The sequence below is a fragment of the Enterococcus sp. DIV1328a genome, from assembly GCF_050536905.1.
GTDB classification, from domain to species: domain Bacteria; phylum Bacillota; class Bacilli; order Lactobacillales; family Enterococcaceae; genus Enterococcus; species Enterococcus faecalis.
In genome coordinates this window covers 749,622-773,694 of record NZ_CP172912.1, presented here as the reverse complement: position 1 = coordinate 773,694, position 24,073 = coordinate 749,622, and the positions used below count along the sequence as shown (strand labels likewise).

Here is a 24,073-nt window from a genome sequence, read left to right as displayed (position 1 = left end):
TTTTTTTATTAATTAGTCGTAGCTGATTTAAGAGTTCTCTATAAAAAAAGAATCCAGCTACCAACAAGTAAACACAACTTTGATATACTTGGTATTGATTATCTACTAAGTAAAAGAATGGAGTCCCTAATCTTGGTAGAATAAAACTAAAATAACTGAAGAAAAAAAGATAACTGATTTTTTTATATTTTAGTTGCATAGTTAAATTAAATAGCTACATATGAAATGTAAGATGTATTAGCTACTGCTGTTCTAGTGGCTACATATCGATTATCGACCTTTCTATAAACATTATACCTCACTGTAATTCTTGCATATTGTCTATATTTTCTAAACTTGCCACTAGCCGAATAAGTAGCTTCTGCTTTAACACTCACAGGACCTACAGGAACAGTTGCACTAAGCGTTATTCCCCGTTTATGAGTTTCAGTGCCAAGATAAGTTCTAGTACCTCTTACAATACTCCAACTTGTTGCTTGAGACCATGTTCTGGCTAACGAGGGTACTTCATTCCCGCTGTCAAAAACATAATAATACTCATCATCTTCTATCTCAAATTCAGAATTTACTTGAACATTTCCATCACTATTAATAGATTCCTCCGCTGCATGTACATTTTGACTCGACAATACTCCAACAAAACCAAACATAACAATCCCAAAAACTAATTTTTTCAAAATAATCACACTCCTTTTTAGGTTACCTAATTATAATTTAGAAGCGAAATATTGTCAAGAATATTTAGAATATTCTGATTTTAAAACTGCATAAAAAATGAACGTGGGACAAAAATCACTTTGGATTTTTGCTCCACGCTCAAAAACTTATAAACGGCGGGAACAGAAGCAACTCCTTCGGAAATAAGCCGAAATTCTCCAAAAATTAAAGAACAATTTTCGGAAGTTTCTTCTTATTTTTCGGAGTTAAACACTTCTGTCCCGACCTCATAAAAAGTCTAACTTTTTGGGGTCACTACATAACATGTACCACTCTTTTTTCCTTGTTTATTCGAATCCTTCAGCAACCGCTTCTGGATAATTTTCTTCAACAATGTGTGCACAACGGCCACAAAGTGTTGGTAATTTTTCATCTGAGCCGACATCTTGACGAACGGAACGACAACGGTCACACGTTTCGCCTTCTGCTTTTTCAACTAAAATAGCCATGTCTTCAAATTGAACAGCTTCACTAGGTGCTACTTCTTTTGATACTTCAAAGTCGGAAACAATTAGTAATTGAGCAATATCTGCATCAACAGCTGTCATTAATTGACGAATTTGTTCATTTGGATAAACGGTCACTTTGGCTTCTAACGATTTACCGATTAATTTAGAATGACGAGCTTCTTCCAACGCTTTTAAGACATTGTCACGGAAATCCATAAAGGCTGCCCATGTATCCATCAATTCTTCTTCATTAGTAAACGTTTCGTAACCTGGGAATTCAGCTAATTGCACATACTCTTCTTCTTCTTGTAAGAAACTCCAAATTTCTTCCGCTGTATGTGGAATAATTGGTGTCAATAGTTTTGTTAATGAAACCAATGTTTGGTAGAAAACAGTCTGCATACAACGACGTTGATAATCATTTTCTGCTTCAATATAAACGACATCTTTCGCAAAGTCTAAATAGAAAGAAGATAGATCCACAGTTAAGAAGTTCATAACTGTCCGATAAATATGCATGAAATTATATTTTTCATAACCATTTTCACGGATTTCTTGAATGACTTGATTTAAACGAACCGTCATGTATTTATCTACAGAACGTAAATCAGCATAAGCTACAGTATGCTCAGCTGGATTAAAATCACTCGTATTCGCTAGCAAGAAACGCATAGTATTACGGATTTTCCGGTACACTTCAGATACTTGGTTTAAGATATCCATTGAGACACGCACATCGGCTTCCGCGTCAACACTACTTACCCACAAGCGTAAGATATCTGCACCCATTTGGTTGATAACTTTTTCAGGTAAGATAGTATTGCCTAACGATTTACTCATCTTACGGCCTTCGCCATCGAGAACCATCCCTTGAGAAATGATTGATTTATAAGGCGCTACCCCATTGATAGCAACACTTGTTGTAATACTTGAGTTAAACCAACCACGATATTGGTCAGAACCTTCTAAATACATATCTGCTGGGAAAGTTAACTCTTCTCTTTCTCGTAAAACCCCTTCATGTGAAGAACCTGAGTCAAACCAAACGTCCATGATATCTGTTTCTTTAGTAAACTCGCCTTTTGGTGAACCTGGATGTGTAAAGCCTGCTGGTAGTAACTCTTTTGCTTCACGCATAAACCAGATATTTGATCCATGTTCTGCAAATAAATTCGCTACATGTTCAATTGTTTCTGGCGTAATGATGGCTTCCCCATTTTCAGCATAGAAGATCGGTAATGGTACACCCCACGCTCTTTGGCGAGAAATTACCCAATCACCACGGTCACGAATCATATTATACAAACGTGTTTTTCCCCAAGGAATTAGCCAGTCAACTTTCTCAACTTCATCTAAAATATCTTGACGGAATTTAGAGATTGAAGCAAACCATTGTGGCGTTGCACGGTAAATAACTGGTTTTTTGGTACGCCAGTCATGTGGATAACTATGCGTAAAGAAATCTAATTTTAATAACGCGCCTTTTTCTTCTAATAACTCAGTAATCATTGGATTCGCTTTGTCATAGAAAATTCCTTCAAAACCAGGTGCTTCATCTGTAAAGACCCCACGGCTGTCAACAGGAGAAATAACAGGTAAATCATATTTACGGCTAACAATATAGTCATCTTCACCATGTCCTGGTGCGGTATGAACTAAGCCAGTCCCGGCATCTAGCGTCACATGGTCGCCTAGCATAACAAGTGATGTTCGATCATAGAATGGATGTTGAGCTGTCATACGATCTAATTTTTCACCAGAAAATTCTCGCAAGACTTCTACTTCTTCCCAACCAACCGCTTCTTTAACTGTTGCTAATAAATCTTTAGCAATTACAAATTTACGACCGTCTGCCTTCACTTCAACATACGTAAAATCAGGATTAACTGAAATACCTAAGTTGGCTGGTAATGTCCAAGGGGTTGTCGTCCAGATGACGAAGGCTGTCTCGTTATCTAAAAGACCTTTACCATCGGCCACATTAAAAGCTACGTAAATAGAAGGTGATTTTACATCTTTGTATTCAATTTCTGCTTCTGCTAAAGAAGATTCACTTGAAGGAGACCAATAAATTGGTTTTAAGCCTTTATAAATATAGCCTTTTTCTGCCATCTTACCAAAAACACGAATTTCTGCTGCTTCATACTCTGGATCTAACGTAATGTATGGATGTTCCCAATCGCCTGACACACCTAAACGTTTAAAATCGTTACGTTGTTTATCAACTTGTGATAAGGCATACTCTTTACATTTTTCGCGATACTCAGCGACAGTCATTTCTTTACGTTTAACCCCTTTATTGGTTAACACTTGCTCAATTGGTAAACCATGGGTATCCCAACCAGGCACATAAGGAGAACGGAAACCAGACATTGATTTTGAACGAATAATAATATCTTTACTGATTTTATTCAAAGAATGTCCTAAATGAATATTTCCGTTTGCATACGGAGGGCCATCATGTAAAACAAAGGTTGGTTTTCCTTCGTTTAATTTTTGACGTTGTTCATATAAGCCTTTTTCTTCCCAGTCTTTTTGCCATTCTGCTTCACGGTTTGGCAAGTTCCCACGCATTGGAAAAGCTGTTTTTCCTAATTGCAATGTTTCTTTCATTTTCATATGCATTTGCCTCGCTTTCATTTTATCGATTTAATTGTGTTAGTTCATACTAAAGATGAACGATAGCTGATAAAAGTAGATAAAAAAAGAGTACTCCATCCCAAGGGACGAAGTACTCGTGTTACCACCCAAATTCAAAGTAGAGTTGCCCCTACTTTCTCTGAAATTGATAACGGTAATTATCCGGCAGTTCCTACTCAAGTGTTCAGAACTGCATCTAGGATAGAGGATCTGTTTAATGCCAGTGTCTGTCAAACTTTCACTATCATTGACTCGCTGCTAAGAATAAACATTAAACGTTCTGTTCTATCTATTTTGATTCTTCTTCAATTGTTTCTTCAGTGACTTCAATTACAGGCTTTTTTTCTACTACAGCATCTGTGTTCTCTTCAGAGTTTACAACAGTTTCATTTTCGTTGTCAAGGTCTTGTTCATCAAGAATTTCCTTAACTGCTGTATGTTTGTCTCCGACATAACTAGAAAAAGGCTTTAAAATCTCTTCCCACTCTTCACTCTTCACTTGCTCTAATTGAGTTTCAAGCATTAAGCTTAAGCGTTGATGGAAGACACGTGTTTTCTTCTTCAAGTCTTCTGTTTCCCCAGCTAATTGACGGGCACGTTCAATTGCTTCTGCTAAGATTTGTGTTGATTTCGCTTCAGCATCTGCAATCATTGCATTTGATTTACGTTCAGCTTCTACCAAGGTTTCTTTGGCTTGGTTATCTGCCGAAGTGATAATCATTTCTGATTCTTTATTGGCACTTGATTTCACTTTATCAGCGGTATCTTGTGCAACAATAATTGATTGGTTCAATGCATCTTTCAATTCATTGAAGTATTGTAATTTTTCTTCTGCGTGTTTTAATGATTTCTCAAGTTCACGATTTTTTTGTAATGCATCTTCATAATCACGTGTGACTTGATCTAAAAAGTCATCTACATCGTCTTGGTTATAGCCTCTCATTTTTGTTGAGAAGTCTTTGTTTTGAATATCTAATGGAGTTAATGCCATATTCCTTCACCTCTTTGGATTATTTTTGTAAAACCCCTTATGAACACATTCTCATACTAATCCTGAAATAGCAAATATCTTACTTTTTTTATTATACACAACTTCGTCTGAATGAACAGCCAAAATGGTTTTCTTAAACAAAAGTTCGAGATTATTTTCTCAATACCCCTAAGAGGACACGAAATTTTTCTTTCTTTGTTTTTCCTTCTAATTCTTGAATCTGAAGGCGCCCAAATCCTCGTATCGAAACAATATCTAATAAGTCTAAAGCAAAATCTGGTCGTGTCGTTTCTGTCCAATTGACTTTTACTTTACCAGATTCGATCAATTGTTTTGATCGTTGCCTTGAAATATTAAATACGGCGGAAATCACACTATCCAGCCGCAAAGAGCTCATAGTCGTTCGCTCTTCTTGCCAACCATCCTTCGGTATCAAAATTTGTGTATAATCCCGTTCTTCTAAGCGAACAGTAATTTTACCAATTTTGTCGACTTGGTTAACAACGAAGCCAGCTACTTCTTGTGCTATAAAAACCTGCCACTTATCACCATCGGAAATAATATCTCCAAAGGCTTCCCTACGAACCCCAACATTCATCAAGGTGCCTAAAATTTTCCCATGAGATAATGTCGCAAATTTAGATGGATAAATAATTTCAAATAATACAACACCAAAATCTGTCTCTTCTGGTATGTAATACGCTGGATAAATCAAGCAGCGTTTTCGTTCTGCTTGCTCATAACCACCATAAAAAGTAAACGATAAATCACTGTTTTGTCGAATCAACGTTTCCAAAATATACGCCTGTCTAGGATCAAGAAAGTCTGTCAAATAAGGCGCGTATTGCATCTCCACTTGCTCTAGCCAATCCCCGACAGTGTCAATAAAAGGATGTTCATCTTTGCGGAAATGTTGATACACATTTGCGTTCATAGATAAATCATCCTTTCTAAAAGTTATTAATAAACAATAGCTCGTAAAATGACTGCTAAGCCACCCGCTGCTAGGTTAAGGACAATAATCCCTACCATTACGTTAAATCCAACCATTCCAATCCTTAAATTCAAACGGTCAAACAAACTTAAGTATGGTTCACAAATTCTAGAGAGCAAACGCCCGAAAGCAGAATCATATGCTCCTGGAAACCATGAAAGTAGCGCGTAAATCACTAGTAATCCTGAATAGATTTGAACGCCTTTGTATAATAGAGTAATCAGTGTTGCGATAATAACACCTCCCTAAGGCTTAGAAATCAAAGAATTGTTTGTTGGCTAAAGATTGTGCTGTCGCACTATCAATTTCCATATTCGCTGGTGTGCATAAGAAGATTTCATTGCCAACGCGCTGAATATCTCCGTCTAAAGCATACACAGTACCAGTTAAGAAATCAACGATGCGTCGTGCTTGGTCTTCTTCTACTAATGTAAAATTAACTAGCACAGCTTCTTCAGCAAATAAATGTTTCGCAATGCTCATTGCTTCTGAATACACACGTGGTTCAATAATAGTAATTTTATGTGTTTTTGCATTGGCGGTGCTTTCTTGTGCTCGTCTTGTATTCGTAGTCGCTGATTGATTAGAACTACGCATAGAAACCACTTTTTTCTCTGTGTAAGCAGCTTGTTGTGTGTCTCTTTCTTGATGCGCTTCAGCAGAACGATAGCGTGCAGAAGGTTTTTCAACTACAGGCTCACTTTGTTGTGTATAAGCTGGCTGACTGTAACTTTCCTGTTGTTGAACAGGGCGTTGTGGTTTAGGCCGAGCTGCACGACGCGGTGGTTCATTAACTGCTTTGCGCTCTTCATATTCTTCGTAGTTATCATAATAATCATCTTCTTCGCCAGATAAGCCAAAAAAGCTCGATAACGCATCCTTGTTAAAAATTGACATAAATTCCTCTCCTTTACGCATCTCTGAATAACGCTGTTCCGATTCGTATAAAAGTTGCACCTTCTTCAACTGCGATTGGGAAATCGTTACTCATTCCCATGCTAAGTTCTGTACAAGGAGCAAAAGATAAATGTTTCTCATTTACGGTCATTTGCAGCTCTTTTAATTCTCTAAATGTTGCATGTAATACTTCTTCACTTGCCCCAAAAGGTGCCATAGTCATTAGACCGACGATTTGAATTTTGTCCAAATCAGCAAGTTCTTGAATGAAAGGTAAGACGTCTTCTTTACGAAAGCCGTGCTTGCTTTCTTCCCCAGTTATATTCACTTCAACAAAACAACGAATAACTTTCGTTGCTCTTTTTTGAATTTCTTTGGCTAGACTCAGACTATCTAATGCATGAAAATAATCTATCTCATTAATAATTAATTTTACCTTCCTACGTTGTAAATTACCAATTAAATGCCACTGAATATCATTAAATTTTTCCAATCCAGCTTTCTTTTCTAGTAACTTATCTACTCGGTTTTCAGCTAAATTCTGGACACCAAGCTGAACAAGCTCTGCTGCTTCCTCAATTCCTACTGATTTAGTGACGCCAATCATTGTCACATCAGCAACAGAGCGCTGTGAGCTTTTGCATGCTAGCTGAAGTTGATTATTAATATTTGTTAAGTTTTCAGCTATCATTTCTAATCGATGCTCCTTATCGTTTTCTGCGGAAAAATGGTGGCGTACTTAATTCGTCATCATTGTGATTTGGTTCTTCACGGTGGAATGTGTCAAATTCTTTTTTGTCTACTTGTTCTAATGAAGATTCATCAACTTTTGGACGTGTATTTTGTTCTCTGCGAATATCCCAATCGCCAAAAGCACTTGCTTCTTCTTGTGATTTTGGTTGATCCATTTCCACAGATTGAGTTGTTTGTTGCATTGGTTGAACCGCTTGTCTTGTTTGACGGTGCGGTTTTCTATCCTTTTTTGATTCATCAATACCTGTAGCGATTACTGTTACACGAATTTCGTCGCCTAAATCTTCATTGATTGATGTACCTAGGATGATGTTCACATCACCTGAAGCAGCATTTGTAACGATATCTGAAGCATCTTGCGCTTCAAACAAGGTCATATCTAAGCCACCAGTAATGTTTAATAAGACTTGTTCCGCACCATCGATTGATGTTTCTAACAATGGTGAAGAAATAGCTTTTTTCGTTGCTTCAATTACGCGTTCTTCGCCGCTCGCTACACCAATCCCCATTAAAGCTGTTCCTTGGTTTTCCATCACTGTTTTCACGTCAGCAAAGTCCAAGTTTACGTAACCTGGTGCAGTGATTAAATCTGAAATCCCTTGAACACCTTGACGTAATACATTATCAGCTTCTCTAAATGCTTCAAGCATTGGCGTTTTCTTGTCAACGACTTCTAATAAGCGGTTGTTTGAGATAATTAATAGTGTATCAACGTTTTCTTTTAATAAGGCAATTCCTTCAGCGGCAAAACGACCACGTTTTGGACCTTCAAAACTAAATGGACGAGTTACTACACCAACTGTTAAAGCGCCTAATTCTTTAGCGATTTTTGCAACTACTGGGGCAGCACCTGTACCAGTTCCGCCACCCATACCAGCAGTAATGAAAATCATATCCGCGCCTTGTAATGATTCTGAAATCACTTGTTCACTTTCTTCTGCAGCTTTTTGGCCAACTTCAGGTTGTGAACCAGCACCTAAACCACGAGTGTATTTAGGGCCTAATTGAATCACTGTTTCTGCTTTTGAATGTTTTAATGCTTGAACGTCTGTATTGGCTGTGATAAATTCCACGCCTTTAACGTTTTCTTCGATCATACGGTTTACAGCGTTTCCGCCGCCGCCACCTACACCGATAACTTTAATGACTGCACCGTTGTTAATGTTATTGTCTAATGAAAATTCCATGATATCGTATCCTCCTGTTTATGTGATTAGTCGAAAATGTTCGAGAAGAAGTCTTTGATTTTGCCTGTCACTTTTTCACCAGACTCACGTTCGTTGAATTCTTCGTATTCTTCTTGAGGCTGTTCAGCATATGTGTCATAGCGAACTTCTTGTTGGACAGCGACTGATTGTGCTGGTTTCGATTTTTCACCAGGGATTGCATATTTGGCAATGTGATAAATATCGTTTAGTTGCGCTGAATATTCCACAATGCTAATGACATTAGCAAAGACTGGGTTACGTAAGCCCATGTGATTTGGTACGTATAGTTTTACGTTGGCTTCAAAAATCTCTTGCGCCAAATCGACAATACCTGGCATACTAGCGGCGCCACCAGTTAATACAACGCCTCCAGGTAATTCAAACGCATCAATTTCATCCAGAACTTCTTTTGATTTTCTCAAAATTTGTTCCACACGCGCTTCAATAATTTCTGAAAGGTAACGTTCGTCCACTCTTACAGGCTCTGACTTACCGATAACATCAACAGGAAACTCTTCGTTTGCTGAAGTTCTTTCTGGATAAGCATCCCCATAATTAATTTTTAAGGCTTCGGCGTTGTTAAAAGAAGTATTCAATACGATTGAGATATCTTTCGTGATGAACTCGCCGCCTTCTTGGTTAACATGAGTAAATTTCAATTGTTTGTCGTGGATAACAGATGTCGTTGTTTGACCGCCACCCATATCAATGACAATTGTTCCAAAGTCTTTTTCGCCATCTGTTAAAATTGTTTCCGTTAAAGCAAGCGGTGTAATCACTAATTCGTTAATTCCTAAGCCAGCTTTTTCAACACATTTACGGATGTTATGGATGATTGTTTTTGGTCCAGTATAGACAACGCCAAACATCTCCATGCGAACGCCAAGCATTCCACGTGGGTCTTTGATGCCTTCAAAGCCGTCGACGGTAAAGTCTTGCGGTAAGATTGCAACAATTTGACGTTCAGGAGGAGTTGAACGAACCAAAGCTGCAGATGCGACGTTGCGCACATCCTCATCTGTAATTTCTTTTGATTCACTGCTAACAGCTATCATTCCTTGACAGCTTTCTACTTCTAATAAATTCGCTGGTAATCCAACATTTACGCTTTTAATTTGAATGCCGGCTTTTTCTTCGGCTTGTCGAACGGCCCGTTGGATTGCTTGAACTGTTTGATCAATATCGACGACAATCCCTCGATTCAAACCGTCTGATTTTGCATTTCCAACGCCGATGATGTTCATTTGACCTTCAATATATTCAGCGACAACTACTTTGACAGAAGTTGTACCAATATCGAGGCCTACATACATTCCTGTTTTTGCCATGAACGGAATTCCTCCTCCTATTAATTCCAATATCTAAGCGGACAAAGGCGTCCGTTTAACTATCTCTTTTTTAGTATTATTCACTTCTTCCAATTTTACCATAAAAATGGGGGTTTTAGAAAGCAGATTATACGAATTTGTTCGTTAATTTTTGAAACATTTTTGTAAAAAACTTATTCTGCTTGTTGCACTTCTTGATTTTCTCCATTTGTCGGCGTACCGTTATTCGCTTCATCCGTTGCTACGCCTGCATTTGGGTCCGCAACTTCTTGATTTTCAACCGCTGAATCTTCGGAAACTTCACTGCCCGTTTCTTCACTTTCTTTTTCATACGGATAAGAAAAAATGCCGACTTCCATATCAACGATTCCAGGTTTGTCCATTTGCTCGGCTACTTGTGAATAATAAGCCATTTTTTCACTTAAATCAGAAATATTAACAATCACTCGGTTTCCATCATTCATATAGACATTAATCAAGTCTTTATTGGTTTTGGATGGTGCATATTTAATTTCTGAAATTCCTTGTTTAATTTCTTGAGGTAATTTGTTGTAAGAGGCCATTAATTCAGGGATTAATTTATCCTCTTTGAAATTCTCAAAAATTGGTTTGCCACTTTCAGCAGCTTTGGTGGTTTCCGCCAAAGTTTTACCATTCTCTAAAATCGGATGATAGCCGCCTTTAGTCGCAGCAAGAGCGACAATTTGATACTCTTGAATATCAATTTTAAATGAATTAATACCATTTAACTTAATGTTCGCCTTTTTTATAATTGGAAACTTTTTCTGAATATTTGCAGAAAAATAATTTCTATTTGAATACTGCTCCCATAAGCCACTGCCCGTTTCAAGTTTTGACTGCTGAATAATCGCTTGACTCTCCACACTTTTGTTGCCTGAAACTGTTACTTCACTCAATCGACTAAGAGGCGAAACAAAATACAATGCCACTAAAATGGCTGTCCCTAAACAAGTTAAAATAAAGGCTAAACGCCTATATAAGCGCTTGTTCCGTGTTTTCTTAACGTTCGGTAAACGATCTGCAAAATGCTCCTCTTCTTCCACTGTTTCTTGTGGAAGATGTTGTTGAGGCTCTTCTTGACTTTGTTCTTGTAAAGTGATGGTGACTTCTGCTTGTTCGTTTTCACCTTTTGAAGCAGCTTCTTCCGCTTGCTTCTTCAAATATTCTTGGTTTTGTTTTTGCCAAGGTGTCAGTTCAGGTTGAGACTCTTCCGATTTTTTTGGAGGTAATGGTTTCCTTTTTTTGAATATATCGTTCTCGTTACTAATCTTCCACACCTCCTATCTCAGACTAACGTTTTCACAACTTGATACAAACGATCACTTGCATCTGGGATGCCTTCCCCTTTGGACGCCGTTGCCATCTGTTGTCTTTTTTCATTGTTTAATAAAATATCATCAATTGCCGCAACTAAACGAGCGCCGGTCAATTCTGCATCTGGAATCATTTCAACAGCACCAACTTTTACTAAGCTTTGCGCGTTTTTCGTTTGATGATCATTCGTGACGTAAGGACTCGGAATTAAAATTGCTGGTAATCCTAATGCGGTGAACTCCGCAATTGAGGTTGCTCCTGCACGTCCCACCATTAAATCGGTATTAGCCATCACTTCAACCATTTTATCAATATACGGTTGCACACTTATGTTTGTCAATTTCTTTTCAGAAAGCTTTAGACTTTCTTGAAGTTCCTGATAATATCTTTCTCCTGAAGCGTATAAAACTTGATACTCTCTCTCTTCAAACAAAGGAAAGGCCTGTTCAAACGCTTGATTGATTTTCAAGGCGCCACGACTTCCGCCAAATAAAACCACCGTTTTCTTTGCTGGATCCAAGCCAAACTCTGATAAAATAGCTGACTTTTCCACCGTTACGACTTCTTGTCCCCGCGGGTTCCCTGTTAAAATTGTTTTTTCTTTCGGGAAAAAACTAGCGACATCTGGAAAACAAATCGCAATTTTATCCACATAACGACTTAAAAATTTATTTGTCATTCCAGGGATACTATTTTGTTCATGAATAATTGTCGGTATTTTTAATTGGTGGGCCGCATAAACTACTGCACCAGAAACATAACCGCCTGTACCAATGACCACATCTGGTTGAAATTCACGAATAATTTTTTTTGCTTTATTAATGCTTGTTAAAAATAAATAAATTGTTTTAAAATTTTGAGGACTCAGCGAACGCTTAAATCCTTGAATTTTAATCGTTTTAAATGGAATTTTCGCCTTTGGCACAATTTGACTTTCTAGACCATTTTCTGTTCCCACATACAAGAATTCTGTTGCAGGTGCTTCTTTTTTGACGTGTTCGACGAAGGATAACGCAGGATAGATATGCCCACCTGTGCCACCACCAGTTACTAGTATCTTCATTTTCTCACATTTCACTTTCTTTTAATTGTTGAACAGCTTGCATAAAGGCTTCCCCGCGTACTTCAAAATTCGGGTATTGGTCCCAACTTGCGCAAGCAGGTGATAGTAAAATAGTATCATCTTTTTCCGAATAATCAAAGGCAATGGTAACCGCCGTTTGAACATTTTCAGCAAATAAAATTGTTTCAATGTTCGCTTTTTTAGCAGCTTCCGCCAATTTTTCTTTGGTTTCTCCAAATAAAACAATTGCTTTGAGTCCCAGCAGAGCAGGAACCAATTCATCAAATGAGTTACCGCGATCCAAGCCACCCGCAAGTAAAAGTAGCTTTTGGTTGTCAAACCCACTTAACGCCATCTCTGTAGCTAAAATATTGGTTGCTTTTGAATCGTTATAAAAACGTCTTTGCTGAACTTCGCCAACAAATTGCGTTCGATGGGGAACGCCCGAAAAGTTTGTCAAAGTTTGTCTAATCTGAACATTCGATACATTTTTTAATTTAGCTACACAAATCGCTGCGAGTGCATTTTCAATATTGTGACTGCCAGGAATCCCTAGCTCATCGGCGGGCATAATATATTCTTCATTAAAATATAATTTCCCATCTAAAAGATAAGCCCCTTCTACTGCTTCTTTCGTTGAAAAAGGCAATACGTTGGCAGCTGTGGTTTTGGCTAACGTTTGAAGCTCTACTTGATTCCAATTTAAAATCAAGGTGTCATCTGCGGTCATGTTTTTTTGAATGGCCCATTTTGCAGCAACATATTCTTTCCGCGAACCATGATAATCCAAGTGTGCTTCAAAAATATTTGTAATTACTGCAATTTGTGGGTGAAACGTCTCAATTCCCATTAACTGAAAACTAGAAAGTTCCATCACAAGATCATCCTTGGCCGTTGCTTCTTGAGCCACCGTACTCGCTGGAAAACCAATATTTCCCGCCAAACGCGCCTCACCAGCCGTTCTGTCAGCGTTTAGCAGTAAACCAATCATCGTGGTCGTGGTTGTTTTACCATTGGTGCCCGTAATGCCGACAATTGGACATTCGGCAATTTGACCTGCTAATTCCACCTCAGTTATGATAGAAATTTTCCGAGTTAGCGCTTCTGCCACAAGTGGGTTTGTGTAAGGAATACCAGGATTTTTAACGATTAGTTCAAATTCTTCATCCAACAATTCAATTGGATGCCCTCCTGTAACAACACGAATACCCAAGGTTAATAAATCTTGGGCGTCAGGGTTTTGATCAAATTGTTTTGCGTCATTAACGGTAACGAGCGCACCTAACTCATGTAAGAGTTTCGCTGCGCTGACACCACTTTTAGCTAGTCCTAAAACCAACACTTTTTTGTTTTGATAGGTTGTTATTTTTTTCATTGTCAATTTCCCCTTTGATAGATTAGAAAAGAATCCATAATGTGATTCCTGAACAGATTAAACCGACAGACCAAAAGACAAAATCAATTTTCCATTCAGACCAACCACACATTTCAAAATGGTGATGAATTGGTGACATTTTAAAAATCCGTCGACCAAATAATTTAAATGAAGCAACTTGTAAAATAACACTTGCTGTTTCACAAACGTAGACAAGTCCAATTAAAAGTAGCGTCCATTCTTGATGCAAAATAATTGAAATTGCTGCTAACAATCCACCTAATGCTAATGAACCAACATCACCCATGAAGATTTTTGCTGGTTTTCTATTATAAGGGAAAAAGCCAATCAGCCCACCAATCACACTTAGGCAGATAATCACAACATCAAATTGTTGTTGTTTCCAGGCAATAATTGCATAAGTACCAAATGAAATTGTTCCTAAACCAGCAACTAAGCCATCAATCCCATCTGTCAAATTCACGGCATTAGAAAAACCGACTAACCAAAAAATAATAAACACGCCATAAAAAATACCTAACGGAACTTCTGCTACTCCAAACAAATCTAAGGTGTCTGAAAAGCCTTCACTTCGATAAACAAAGTAGAAAACCAACCCACCAAAAATTTGACCAATTAATTTTTGACGAGAATTCAAGCCCATGTTCCGTTTTTTAAAGACTTTAATGAAATCATCCAAATAACCTAGCAAACCGTATAACACTAAAATAAATAGAATAATTAGTAGAGACGGCGTAAATTGGTGGAAAAATAACCCCATTGCTAGCGAAGTAATCAAGCTGGCTACAAGGAAAACGACTCCACCCATTGTAGGGGTACCTGTTTTCACGCTATGCCAAGTTGGGCCATCTTCACGAGTAACCTGCCCTTGTTTTTTCATTTGAAAATAGCCAATGAATAGTGGCATTACGCTCACTGTAATGGCAAAACTCACCACTATGGGAATAAAAATCTGTGTCCACTCCATGTTATCTCTCCTAATTATTCTACGTTATTATTCTGTGCCTTCTAAAGTCACGGTTAATTTTTTCTCCGTAATTTCAGTTTCAGCAGCGATACTTTGTTTCGTCACATAGCCTTCACCTTTAAACTCGACAGTCAAACCTAATAAATCACCAAACTTGGTAACATCGCTCTTCGACCAGCCGGTTAAATCAGGCATATAGTTCGTTCCATTTGTGATCAAAATCAATTTCTGATTAGGCATTAATGTTTGACCAGACGGCGTTGATTGTTTCTTGATTTTTTCACCATCACCGATAATCACAGGATCCACCCCGTTCACTTTGGCATTGGCCAACGCTTCCGCTGGCGTCATGTTTTTATAATCAGCAACTGTGACTTTATCAGAAGCTACTTTCGTTGTTTCCGGATCTGTCTCTTTAATGTCTAACGCTAATTTCATTAATGGGTTTGCAATTGCCGCCATTGCTTCTGAAGGCGAACCTGTTTTTGCTTGTCTAAGTGTAATATACAAAACATATTCAGGATTATCCGCTGGGACCATTTCCACTACAGAAGACAAGACTTGACTTGCTCCATCAATATATCCTTTACCATCTGAAATCTGGGCAGTCCCTGTTTTGGCAGCAACATGATAGCCTGGTACTTTATAAACATCATACGCAATCCCATAAGTTGGGTCTTCAACGGTATCAATCATGTACGTACGAATCTGTTGAGCTGTTTGCGCTTTGATTGGGGTCCCTACAATTTGTGGTTCCGTAATTGTTTCTTTTCCTGTATTTTTGTCAACAATTTTGCTGATGTAATGAGGTTGCAACATTGAACCGTCATTTGCAATAGCTGAGAAACCTTTCATCATTTGGAAATTAGTAACCGTAATCCCTTGACCAAAAGCTGAATTGGCCTGAGCCACAATATTATTATCTGGAAGTTTTCCAGTGTGTTCTGAAGTTAAACCTGAATGTGTACTTGAACCAAACCCAAATTTTTTCAAATATTCGACCCACTTGTCGCCACCCATTCGTTGTTCCAAGTTCACCATTCCGATATTACTAGACCAAGAAATAGCTTGACGATAAGTTAAAGATGTTTTGTCTTTTAAATTACCAACATCATGATCGTTAATTGGCTTGTCGCCAACAATGATACCACCTACGCGGTTAAATGATTCATTTGGATTAAAGACCCCTTGCTCGATAGCCGCCGCCGACGTAAATAATTTAAGCGTTGAACCAGGTTCATACGGACTTTCGACCAATAGGTTCTGCCACGTGCCATTATCGTCTAACCCTTGTTTCGTTTCAGGATTAAATGTTGGCCGTTGAGACATGGCAACAATTTCGCCTGTTTTTGCTTCCATTAACATAGCAGTCATGGAAACTGGTTCATATTTTTCATTAACTTGTGTCATTAAATCCTCTAAGGTATTTTGCAAGCGACTATCCAGCGTTGTGTAAATATCTTGACCATCCACTGCCTTTTTCTCTTCCGCCACAGTTCCTGGTAAAGCATTACCATAAATATCTTTTTCAAAATACACACGGCCATCGGTTCCACTTAAAATATCATTATAGGCCTGTTCTAGTCCCATCGCGCCTACTAAGCCTTCTTTATCATCATCTGGATTGGCTGCTTTTGTATAGCCAATAAAGTGAGAAGCAAACTGCCCATTGGGATATAATCTGGCTGGATGTTCATTGAAATAAACACCTGAGATTTTTCTCTTTTTCAAATCTGCTTCAATTTTTTGGCGTGTTTCCAAGGTGATGTTTTGACCACCCGTACCAAATTCCACTTGATATTGTGTTGACCCATCTTCATGGATCCCATTATTCAAGTATTTCAATGCTGTTTTTTTGTCTAGTTTGGTATATTTCGCTAAAATTTCAGCAATATCATCGAAGTCTTTTTTCTCCGCATATAGCTTTTCATTATTTTGTCCCGTATATTTTTTTGATAATACGACATATAACGAATAGGAAGTAGCATCTTCTGCGATTGGATTACCATATCGATCTAAAATTGATCCTCGCTTAGCTTTTACCACTTGGCTTCCTTCATATAAAGAAGCTGTTTTTTCCTTTAGTGAGACACCGGCTACTTTGCCTGTTGCCACAATGTATGTCGTTCTAAAGGCAAATAAAAAGAACAATCCAATACTCGTAGCGAATAAAATGATGCCTACTTTTTTACGATTGTTCATCGGATTTAAGTTTTTCTTTTTCATGAATTGTTTAAATTTATGTCTTTTACTCATTATTTAACAGTCCTAACATTGTCGCCGTTATTTTCTAGTCCTTGTTTTTTAGCGACATCTTTGATTCGATCTGATTTAGAAAGTTCGCTTCTTTCTTGTTCCAATTTCAAAGCGTTATCTTCCTTTTCTTTAATGACTGCTTGTGTTTCTGTAATATCGTTCATGGTTTGGACAATTGTCGTTCTTACTTGAATTGTCGCAATTGCAATACCAATCGTTGCACAAACTAATACAACACCGATTAATTTTTCTAGTAAAGAGACATTTTTTAGTTTCTTTTTGGGTAATAGAGCGGGGACAGGTAGTGTTTCCTCTTGCATTTTTCTGTCTTGCTCTGTTGCCACAGTTGGCTGATCCATTTCTGGTGCTTCATAATGGAAATCATTTACTTTCTTCAATTCAGCCATGTGTCTACCCCTCTCTCTATCTAGATTTTATTTTTTCGGCAATGCGTAACTTCGCACTTCGTGAACGATTATTCTCAGATAACTCACTGTCACTTGGTAAAATTGGTTTTCTGGTAATTACTTTTAATTCTGGTTGAAATTCTTCTGGCACCACTGGAATGCCTGGTGGCAAATCTTGTACCGTACTGTATTCTTTAAACATTGTTTTAACAATACGATCTTCTAACGAATGGAACGTAATCACACTGATTCTGCCATTTTTCGCTAGCAAATCAATTGCTTGTTCTAGCGACTCTTCAACTGCCCCTAATTCATCATTAACGGCAATGCGAATTGCTTGGAAAATTCGTTTTGCAGGATGTCCACCTTTGCGTCTTGCTGGAGCTGGAATCGCCGTCTTAATAATCTCAACGAGTTCACCTGTTGTTTCAATTGGCTGCTTTTCACGAACACGTTCAATTTCTCGAGCAATCTGTTTCGAAAATTTCTCTTCCCCATAACGAAAGAAAATTTTTACTAACTCACTATAACTATACGTATTCACCACTTCGCGAGCCGTCAAGGGTGCGTCTTGATCCATGCGCATATCTAAGGGCGCGTCTTGATGATAGCTAAAACCACGTTCTGCTTCATCTAATTGTGGTGAAGAAACACCTAGATCGTATAGAATCCCATCAACGTGGAACACCCCATGTTCTGCCAATTCTTCTTTAATATTTCTAAAATTTGATTTGATGAAGGTCACTTGACCTTTGTCTACATATTTCTGCAAACGAGTCTTAGCATGTGCCAACGCTTTTTGATCTTGATCAAAGGCATATAAATGACCGTGCTCATTCAATTGTGTCAGTAAGTATTCACTATGTCCGGCACCACCGAGTGTGCAATCTACGTATACGCCATCCGGCTTCACTTGTAATCCATCCACTGTTTCTTTTAAAAGAACAGTGTAATGGCGAAATTCTTCAGTCATCATTTGCCTCATTCCTAAAATCCAAAATCAATCATTGTTTCTGCTAATTCATCAAAGTTTTCTTCAGCTTCATCAGAGAATGCATGCCAACGTTCGTCACTCCAAATTTCAATTCGGTTAGAGACGCCGATAACAACACAGCCTTTTTCTAAACTGGCATGTGTTCGTAAATTCGCTGGAATATTGATACGACCTTGCTTATCAATCTCACATTCTGTTGCAGCGGAATAAAAGAATCGCACAAAGGTACGTGCATCTTTCTTAGCTAAGGGCATTTCTTGAAGTTTTGCTTCAAGTTGTGACCATTCATTTAAAGGATAACCAAATAAACAGCCATCCATCCCTCTCGTTACCACAAATTTTTCACCAAGTTCCTCACGAAACTTTGATGGAACGATTAGGCGGCCTTTGGCATCGATATTATGTTGGTATTCACCCATAAGCATAGCCAATACACCCGCTTTTCCACTTGATAGAACAAGTCTACCACATCCCACCACTTTCTACCACTATAAATCTAAAAACTTCTATTTTTTAACTGTTATTTAAAATTTCTGTAATATTTACAGGGTTTTATGTAACAAGCTTCACCCAACAAAAAATGTTATTATAACAAGGTTTTTACTATGTTTTTTATAAAATAACCCCCAAAATAACAAAAAAACCCCACGGAGTGGGGAGTTGTGGGGGACATTTTCCCACAGCGTATTTCCCCTATTGTCTCCACGCTTTATTACAGTAGATAATGACTGATATTTAGCAAGATAAGCAACACATACAACACAAACGTTAGTAAAAACGTCAACCGCCAAAACATCTTGAAATATCGTCTATATAAAATCTCTCCATAATAATAAGCTTGAAACAGGGCAACAGCGACTCCTAATAACAAAATAGAAATCACAAAATACGGCATAATCGATTCATCATAACTATCTTTGGATAACTCATGGATCCCTATGAATAAAAACGGAATGGCCAAATCCGGTGCTTTTATTTTCCAACGTTCCGTTAGGGAAAAAGTGGACACGAGAAAATTGCACGCAAAGAGCACAATTACCGGAAAAATATACCAAAATAACATTATTGCCGAAAACGACACCATTCTCTCAACAAATCCTTTCATTCCACCTGCTATAACTATACTTCATCAACGTTACACAGATGTTTCATTTCGTTTAAATATATGTGCTAAAAGCCCTTTTTGCTTGCTTTTTCATATAAAAAACGGATTACTTATCAAACCATTTTCAAAACGAGGCCTCACCTATCACGGCCACTTATTTTTGAATGTTTTTTATAAGCTTTTCTTCTCGTATTGTGTCATACTTCTATTATAATGGATTTAGAACAAAAAATGTTGATTCGGGGTGAATCTTTTGATTAATTATTTATTATTGAAAAATGACTATTTTGAACCTTGTTCACCAGACGATGAAGCCCTAAGTTGGATTTCGGTAGAATCTCCTACAGAAGAAGAAATCGAGCGTCTCGTCAATCAATACCACTTACCAACAGATTATCTTACCGGCGTTTTAGATGATGAAGAAAATGCTCGAGTGGAAGGTTTCCGCCACGAAAAATTACAAACGCCTACGTTACTTTTATTCCGTTATCCCAAAGCTAGTATCAGTCCTAGTGGCTATCTGCAAGTAGAAACGGTGCCGATTGCTTTAATCGCAACCGTCGATAACAAACTAATTACTGTTAGCAACGGGCCTAACGACATCGTTCATGGGATTCAAAAAGAGGCGTTCACGCATCAAGATCTTTCTATTGAAAAGGCCTTAATTTTAGCCCTTTCATGGAAGATGGCCCTTTCCTTCAATAAAAACTTACAAGCACTTATCCAACAAACCAACAAACTTGAAGGAGAGCTCCAAGTAGCCACAGAAAATAGTCAATTGTATCAGATTATGGACATTCAAAAAAGTCTAGTTTATTTCGAAGCAGCTTTAACGGATAATTTAAAAGTATTAAAACGTTTATATAGCGCTGAAATTTTTAATCATCCAGAAAAACATTTGCCATTTTTAAGGGATATTTTGATTGAACTAGAACAAGGACTAAATACGACTAAAATACAACTAAAATTAGTTGATAACATTAGTAATACTTTTTCAGCAATCGTCTCAAATAACTTAAATAATGTCATGAAAATTTTAACATCCTTAACAATTGTCCTAACCATCCCGACCATCATCGGGGGAATCTACGGCATGAATGTGAAACTCCCTTTTGCAGAGCATGAATATTCTTTTTGGATTATTTTTGCTATCACTACCTTAATCTGCGTAATTAGTATTCGAATTTTAAAGAAAAAGAATCTCTTATAACTTTAGGTTGCTGTTTTCAGGAAAAGGTTGTACACTATTAGCAGAAATTAAAAAGGACGTGTCATTTATGAACGACAAAGAACAAAGTCGCTTTTCAAAAATCACGAAAGTCGTGGTTTGGCTAATGCTGATCGCAATTGTAGGTTCAACTGTTTTAACAGCGATTCTTAGTCTTTAAACTGGAGAACTTCTTCACACATTAAAAGTAAAAAAACAGCCCTTTCTATCAATTGAAGGGGCTGTTTTTTTACTTGCTCAAATAGAGCGGCTATTTTTTCGCCATCGCCAACAGCTCTTGTGCATGTTCAATGGTTAATTTCGTAATTTCACTTCCTGCGAGCATACGCGCAATTTCGTTTACTCGCTCTTTTTCAGATAAAATTCGGACGCTTGTTTCTGTCCGACCCGCCACAATTTCTTTTTCAATAAAATAATGTTCATCGGCAACGGCCGCCACTTGTGGCAAGTGCGTGATACACAACACCTGCGAATTTTCTGAAATTTGATAAATTTTATCGGCAATCGCCTGTGCTACACGGCCACTGACTCCTGTATCCACTTCATCAAAAACAATACTAGTGATCCCTTGCGTTTGAGAAAAGATTGTTTTCATAGCTAGCATCACTCGCGAAAGTTCTCCGCCAGAAGCCACCCGAACTAACGGTTTTAATGGTTCCCCTGGGTTAGTAGTAATATAAAATTCTACTCCGTCTAAGCCATTTTCTTGTAAATGCTCAAGTTCTGTAAAACGGACTTCAAATTCAGTTCGCTCCAAATATAGTTCTTTTAATTCGGTTAAAATTTGTTGTTCGAGCTCTTTGGCTAGGCGCTTTCGTTCTTTTCGTAAAGCTAACGCTTGTTGATGAGCCGCTTGTTGTTTCTCTGCAAGCAACGCTTCTAAGTCACCTGTACCACCTTCCAAAAAATCAGCCTCTGCTAACTCTTTGGTGATTTCTTCATAGTAAGATAAAATCGTTTCGATCGAATCACCATATTTACGTTTCATTTGACGGATTAATTCCAAACGATTTTCTACTTCATTCAAGCGACCTTCGTCTAGTTCTAAGCCATCAATTAACCTAGAAAGATCTCCACTAGCTTCTTGTAGTAAGTAGTAGGCATTTTGAACAGTATCTGACAATGATTTATATTCTGGATCAAGGGATTCAATCGAAGCGAGTTCATTCATACTTGTTCCGATTTTATCCAAACTACTATCGTCTTCACCATTTAGCGCGGCATAACTAATCGTCAGTGCATCAGCAATCTTTTGAAAATTGTTCAGTTTATTGCGTTCTTCTAACAATTGTTCTTCTTCGCCAGCGACTAACTGTGCACTAGCAATTTCATCACTTTGAAAATGAAGCATGTCCATTCTTTGGGCAAATTCTTTTTCATTTTTTTGTCGCTTTCTGACTTTGGCTTCGAGTGCGCGATACTCTTGATACGCCTGTGTATATTTTTCTTTGACTGCTAAAAGTTTTTTCCCACCAAATTCATCTAACATATCAATATGGCGTTCACTTTGCATCAATTCTTGATGTTCGTTTTGGCCATGAATATCTACTAAATATTCCCCAATTCTTTTTAAATTAGTAATGTTGACAATCCGTCCGTTGACACGGCAAACATTTTTACCAGAAGCGGAAATATCTCGTTGAATCACTAAAGAATCTTCTTCTGTTTCAATACCTAATTCTTCTAATAATTTCTTTAATTCTTGACTTTTCGGCATTGAAAAAAGTCCTTCTAAGGTGCATTTATTTGCTCCTTGACGAATATAGTCACTGGAGCCGCGTCCGCCTGTGAGTAATCCCATTGCATCAATAATGATGGATTTCCCCGCACCCGTTTCTCCCGTTAAAACGGTCATACCCATTTGAAACTCTAATTGTAACGAAGAGATAATCGCAAAATTTTTCACGGAAAGTTCTTGTAACATCTTGTTCACCTCATTCTTTATAGATAGCTTAACAGCTCTTTATGAAGTTTTTCTGCCGCCTCCTCAGTTCGTGCAATCATGAGGACACTATCATCATCGTTGATGACGGCAAAAAGTTTCTCTTGGTAATTCTTTTCGATTAAACTACCACACGCCGCTGCATTGCCAGGAATGGTTCGTAATACGACATATTTTTCCATTTGTTCTGCAGCTACAAAGGCATCTTTTAAAAGCTTTGCAAGTTTAGCACTCGTATTAGCTTGTGTCTCTAATGGAAGGCTATATCGATAACCCCCTTCTGCAGAAGGAACTTTAATCAGTTTCATATCTTTAATGTCGCGAGAAATCGTTGCTTGTGTAACAGCTACGCCCTTTTCTTGTAAATAGTTGACAAAATCTTCTTGCTTTTGAATATTTTTTTCAGTCAATAAACGTGTAATTAAACGGTGTCTATCTTGCTTTCTCATGGCGCCGCTCTCCTTTTCAGTTTACTCTTGCCCTCATCATAGCTTATTTTTATGCATTTTAAAAGATGAATTACTAGATTTATACAAAAAAGAAGCTTTCACCTATAGGCGTCCACTTCTTTCTTCTAACTTTTCTCATCATTCCGCTAATTTTTGATGCGCATGCGCGACAACTTCTTCAATGGATTCTGGCGCTTGATAGGATCCTTCCCCTTCAACAGAAACTAAATGTGCCAAAAATTCAATGTTTCCTTCGCCACCAGTGATTGGTGAAAAATCTAAGTTTTTCACATCATAACCGTTATTCATGGCAAAGCGTGTAATTTCCTCCACAACCATTTGATGGGTTTCTGGATCACGCACGATTCCTTTTTTCCCAACAAACTCTTTGCCAGCTTCGAATTGTGGCTTAATTAACGCCACCACACTACCGCCTTTTTTCAAAATATCATGAAGAGGTGGCAAAATTAAGCGTAATGAAATAAAGGAAACATCAATCGTTGCAATATCCGGCACCCCTTCAGTGAAATCTTCAGGTTTACTATAGCGAAAATTGGTACGTTCCATTACCACCACGCGTTCATCTTGCCGAATTTTCCATGCTAGTTGGTTATAGCCAACATCTAAAGCGTAACTCAAACGAGCCCCATTTTGTAAAGCAACATCGGTAAAACCACCTGTGGAGGAACCAATATCTAGCATTGTTTTACCTTGAACGTTGATTGCAAAAACATTTAGTGCCTTCTCTAGTTTTAAGCCCCCACGAGAAACATAAGGCATTACTTGGCCCTTAGTATGTAAGGGTGTCTCCACAGAAATTTTTTCCCCTGGTTTATCTAAACGTTCATTTTTATCATTGTAAACCAAACCAGCCATCACGCTGCGTTTGGCTTTTTCTCTTGTTTCAAATAGTCCTTGATTAAACGCCAAGACATCGACGCGTTCTTTTTTCAT

The 24,073-nt window shown here is 37.9% G+C and carries 23 protein-coding genes; 2 read left to right on the top strand and 21 right to left on the bottom strand.

Going from position 1 to position 24,073, the window contains the following annotated elements:
- Positions 1-206 precede the first annotated feature (206 nt).
- From IGL93_RS03780 to IGL93_RS03695, 18 genes are all read right to left on the bottom strand, one after another.
- On the bottom strand, positions 207-686 hold the full coding sequence (locus IGL93_RS03780) for an LMxysn_1693 family intestinal colonization protein (RefSeq protein ID WP_025192108.1): 480 nt from the start codon (positions 684-686) through the stop codon (positions 207-209).
- 318 nt (positions 687-1,004) lie between these two features.
- Positions 1,005-3,785 carry an isoleucine--tRNA ligase gene (gene ileS / locus IGL93_RS03775; protein ID WP_010775682.1) on the bottom strand — a complete coding sequence of 927 codons (2,781 nt, stop codon included), beginning with the start codon at positions 3,783-3,785 and terminating at the stop codon, positions 1,005-1,007.
- Between the two features lie 310 nt (positions 3,786-4,095).
- A complete protein-coding gene (divIVA, locus tag IGL93_RS03770) occupies positions 4,096-4,797 on the bottom strand; it encodes a cell division protein DivIVA (protein ID WP_002355904.1) in 702 nt (233 codons plus the stop codon).
- A gap of 151 nt (positions 4,798-4,948) precedes the next feature.
- Positions 4,949-5,731, bottom strand: coding sequence for an RNA-binding protein (locus tag IGL93_RS03765; protein ID WP_002355903.1), 783 nt, complete (start codon positions 5,729-5,731; stop codon positions 4,949-4,951).
- Between the two features lie 26 nt (positions 5,732-5,757).
- On the bottom strand, positions 5,758-6,015 hold the full coding sequence (locus IGL93_RS03760) for a YggT family protein (protein ID WP_002355902.1): 258 nt from the start codon (positions 6,013-6,015) through the stop codon (positions 5,758-5,760).
- 28 nt (positions 6,016-6,043) lie between these two features.
- On the bottom strand, positions 6,044-6,688 hold the full coding sequence (locus tag IGL93_RS03755) for a cell division protein SepF (protein WP_002355901.1): 645 nt from the start codon (positions 6,686-6,688) through the stop codon (positions 6,044-6,046).
- Positions 6,689-6,701: 13 nt separating this feature from the next.
- Entirely contained in the window at positions 6,702-7,379 is a 678-nt protein-coding gene (locus IGL93_RS03750; RefSeq protein ID WP_002358890.1) for a YggS family pyridoxal phosphate-dependent enzyme, read from the bottom strand.
- A 16-nt stretch (positions 7,380-7,395) separates the two neighbouring features.
- Positions 7,396-8,628: a cell division protein FtsZ gene (gene ftsZ, locus IGL93_RS03745; protein WP_002355899.1), complete on the bottom strand. Its 1,233-nt coding sequence runs from the start codon at positions 8,626-8,628 to the stop codon at positions 7,396-7,398.
- Positions 8,629-8,654: 26 nt separating this feature from the next.
- Positions 8,655-9,977 carry a cell division protein FtsA gene (ftsA, locus tag IGL93_RS03740; protein ID WP_002355898.1) on the bottom strand — a complete coding sequence of 441 codons (1,323 nt, stop codon included), beginning with the start codon at positions 9,975-9,977 and terminating at the stop codon, positions 8,655-8,657.
- Between the two features lie 173 nt (positions 9,978-10,150).
- The gene (locus IGL93_RS03735) at positions 10,151-11,275 is read right to left on the bottom strand and encodes a cell division protein FtsQ/DivIB (protein WP_002419338.1); all 1,125 of its coding nucleotides are present in this window, start codon (positions 11,273-11,275) and stop codon (positions 10,151-10,153) included.
- Positions 11,276-11,283: 8 nt separating this feature from the next.
- On the bottom strand, positions 11,284-12,375 hold the full coding sequence (gene murG, locus IGL93_RS03730) for an undecaprenyldiphospho-muramoylpentapeptide beta-N-acetylglucosaminyltransferase (RefSeq protein ID WP_002355896.1): 1,092 nt from the start codon (positions 12,373-12,375) through the stop codon (positions 11,284-11,286).
- A gap of 4 nt (positions 12,376-12,379) precedes the next feature.
- A complete protein-coding gene (gene murD / locus IGL93_RS03725; protein WP_010775681.1) occupies positions 12,380-13,750 on the bottom strand; it encodes a UDP-N-acetylmuramoyl-L-alanine--D-glutamate ligase in 1,371 nt (456 codons plus the stop codon).
- A 22-nt stretch (positions 13,751-13,772) separates the two neighbouring features.
- Entirely contained in the window at positions 13,773-14,738 is a 966-nt protein-coding gene (mraY, locus tag IGL93_RS03720) for a phospho-N-acetylmuramoyl-pentapeptide-transferase (protein WP_002355894.1), read from the bottom strand.
- Positions 14,739-14,765: 27 nt separating this feature from the next.
- On the bottom strand, positions 14,766-16,994 hold the full coding sequence (locus IGL93_RS03715) for a penicillin-binding protein (protein ID WP_010775680.1): 2,229 nt from the start codon (positions 16,992-16,994) through the stop codon (positions 14,766-14,768).
- A complete protein-coding gene (ftsL, locus tag IGL93_RS03710) occupies positions 16,994-17,401 on the bottom strand; it encodes a cell division protein FtsL (protein ID WP_002385090.1) in 408 nt (135 codons plus the stop codon). Before ftsL ends, IGL93_RS03715 begins: the two co-directional genes overlap by 1 nt.
- Before the next feature lie 16 nt (positions 17,402-17,417).
- Positions 17,418-18,374 carry a 16S rRNA (cytosine(1402)-N(4))-methyltransferase RsmH gene (gene rsmH, locus IGL93_RS03705; protein ID WP_002355891.1) on the bottom strand — a complete coding sequence of 319 codons (957 nt, stop codon included), beginning with the start codon at positions 18,372-18,374 and terminating at the stop codon, positions 17,418-17,420.
- 14 nt (positions 18,375-18,388) lie between these two features.
- Positions 18,389-18,874, bottom strand: coding sequence for a division/cell wall cluster transcriptional repressor MraZ (gene mraZ, locus IGL93_RS03700; RefSeq protein ID WP_002383402.1), 486 nt, complete (start codon positions 18,872-18,874; stop codon positions 18,389-18,391).
- A gap of 233 nt (positions 18,875-19,107) precedes the next feature.
- Positions 19,108-19,500 (bottom strand): DUF3397 domain-containing protein, encoded by a 393-nt coding sequence (locus IGL93_RS03695; protein ID WP_002383401.1) that lies wholly within the window; start codon positions 19,498-19,500, stop codon positions 19,108-19,110.
- Between the two features lie 244 nt (positions 19,501-19,744).
- On the opposite strand from IGL93_RS03695, the gene IGL93_RS03690 reads away from it, so the two are divergent.
- The gene (locus IGL93_RS03690) at positions 19,745-20,710 is read left to right on the top strand and encodes a magnesium transporter CorA family protein (RefSeq protein WP_002383400.1); all 966 of its coding nucleotides are present in this window, start codon (positions 19,745-19,747) and stop codon (positions 20,708-20,710) included.
- A gap of 67 nt (positions 20,711-20,777) precedes the next feature.
- Positions 20,778-20,888, top strand: coding sequence for a DUF4044 domain-containing protein (locus IGL93_RS03685; RefSeq protein WP_002383399.1), 111 nt, complete (start codon positions 20,778-20,780; stop codon positions 20,886-20,888).
- A 90-nt stretch (positions 20,889-20,978) separates the two neighbouring features.
- On the opposite strand, the gene recN is transcribed toward IGL93_RS03685, so the two are convergent.
- The 3 genes from recN to IGL93_RS03670 form a co-directional block, all read right to left on the bottom strand.
- On the bottom strand, positions 20,979-22,652 hold the full coding sequence (gene recN, locus IGL93_RS03680; protein WP_002394342.1) for a DNA repair protein RecN: 1,674 nt from the start codon (positions 22,650-22,652) through the stop codon (positions 20,979-20,981).
- Positions 22,653-22,669: 17 nt separating this feature from the next.
- On the bottom strand, positions 22,670-23,119 hold the full coding sequence (locus IGL93_RS03675) for an arginine repressor (protein WP_002358881.1): 450 nt from the start codon (positions 23,117-23,119) through the stop codon (positions 22,670-22,672).
- Positions 23,120-23,257: 138 nt separating this feature from the next.
- Positions 23,258-24,073 carry a TlyA family rRNA (cytidine-2'-O)-methyltransferase gene (locus IGL93_RS03670; protein WP_002364633.1) on the bottom strand — a complete coding sequence of 272 codons (816 nt, stop codon included), beginning with the start codon at positions 24,071-24,073 and terminating at the stop codon, positions 23,258-23,260.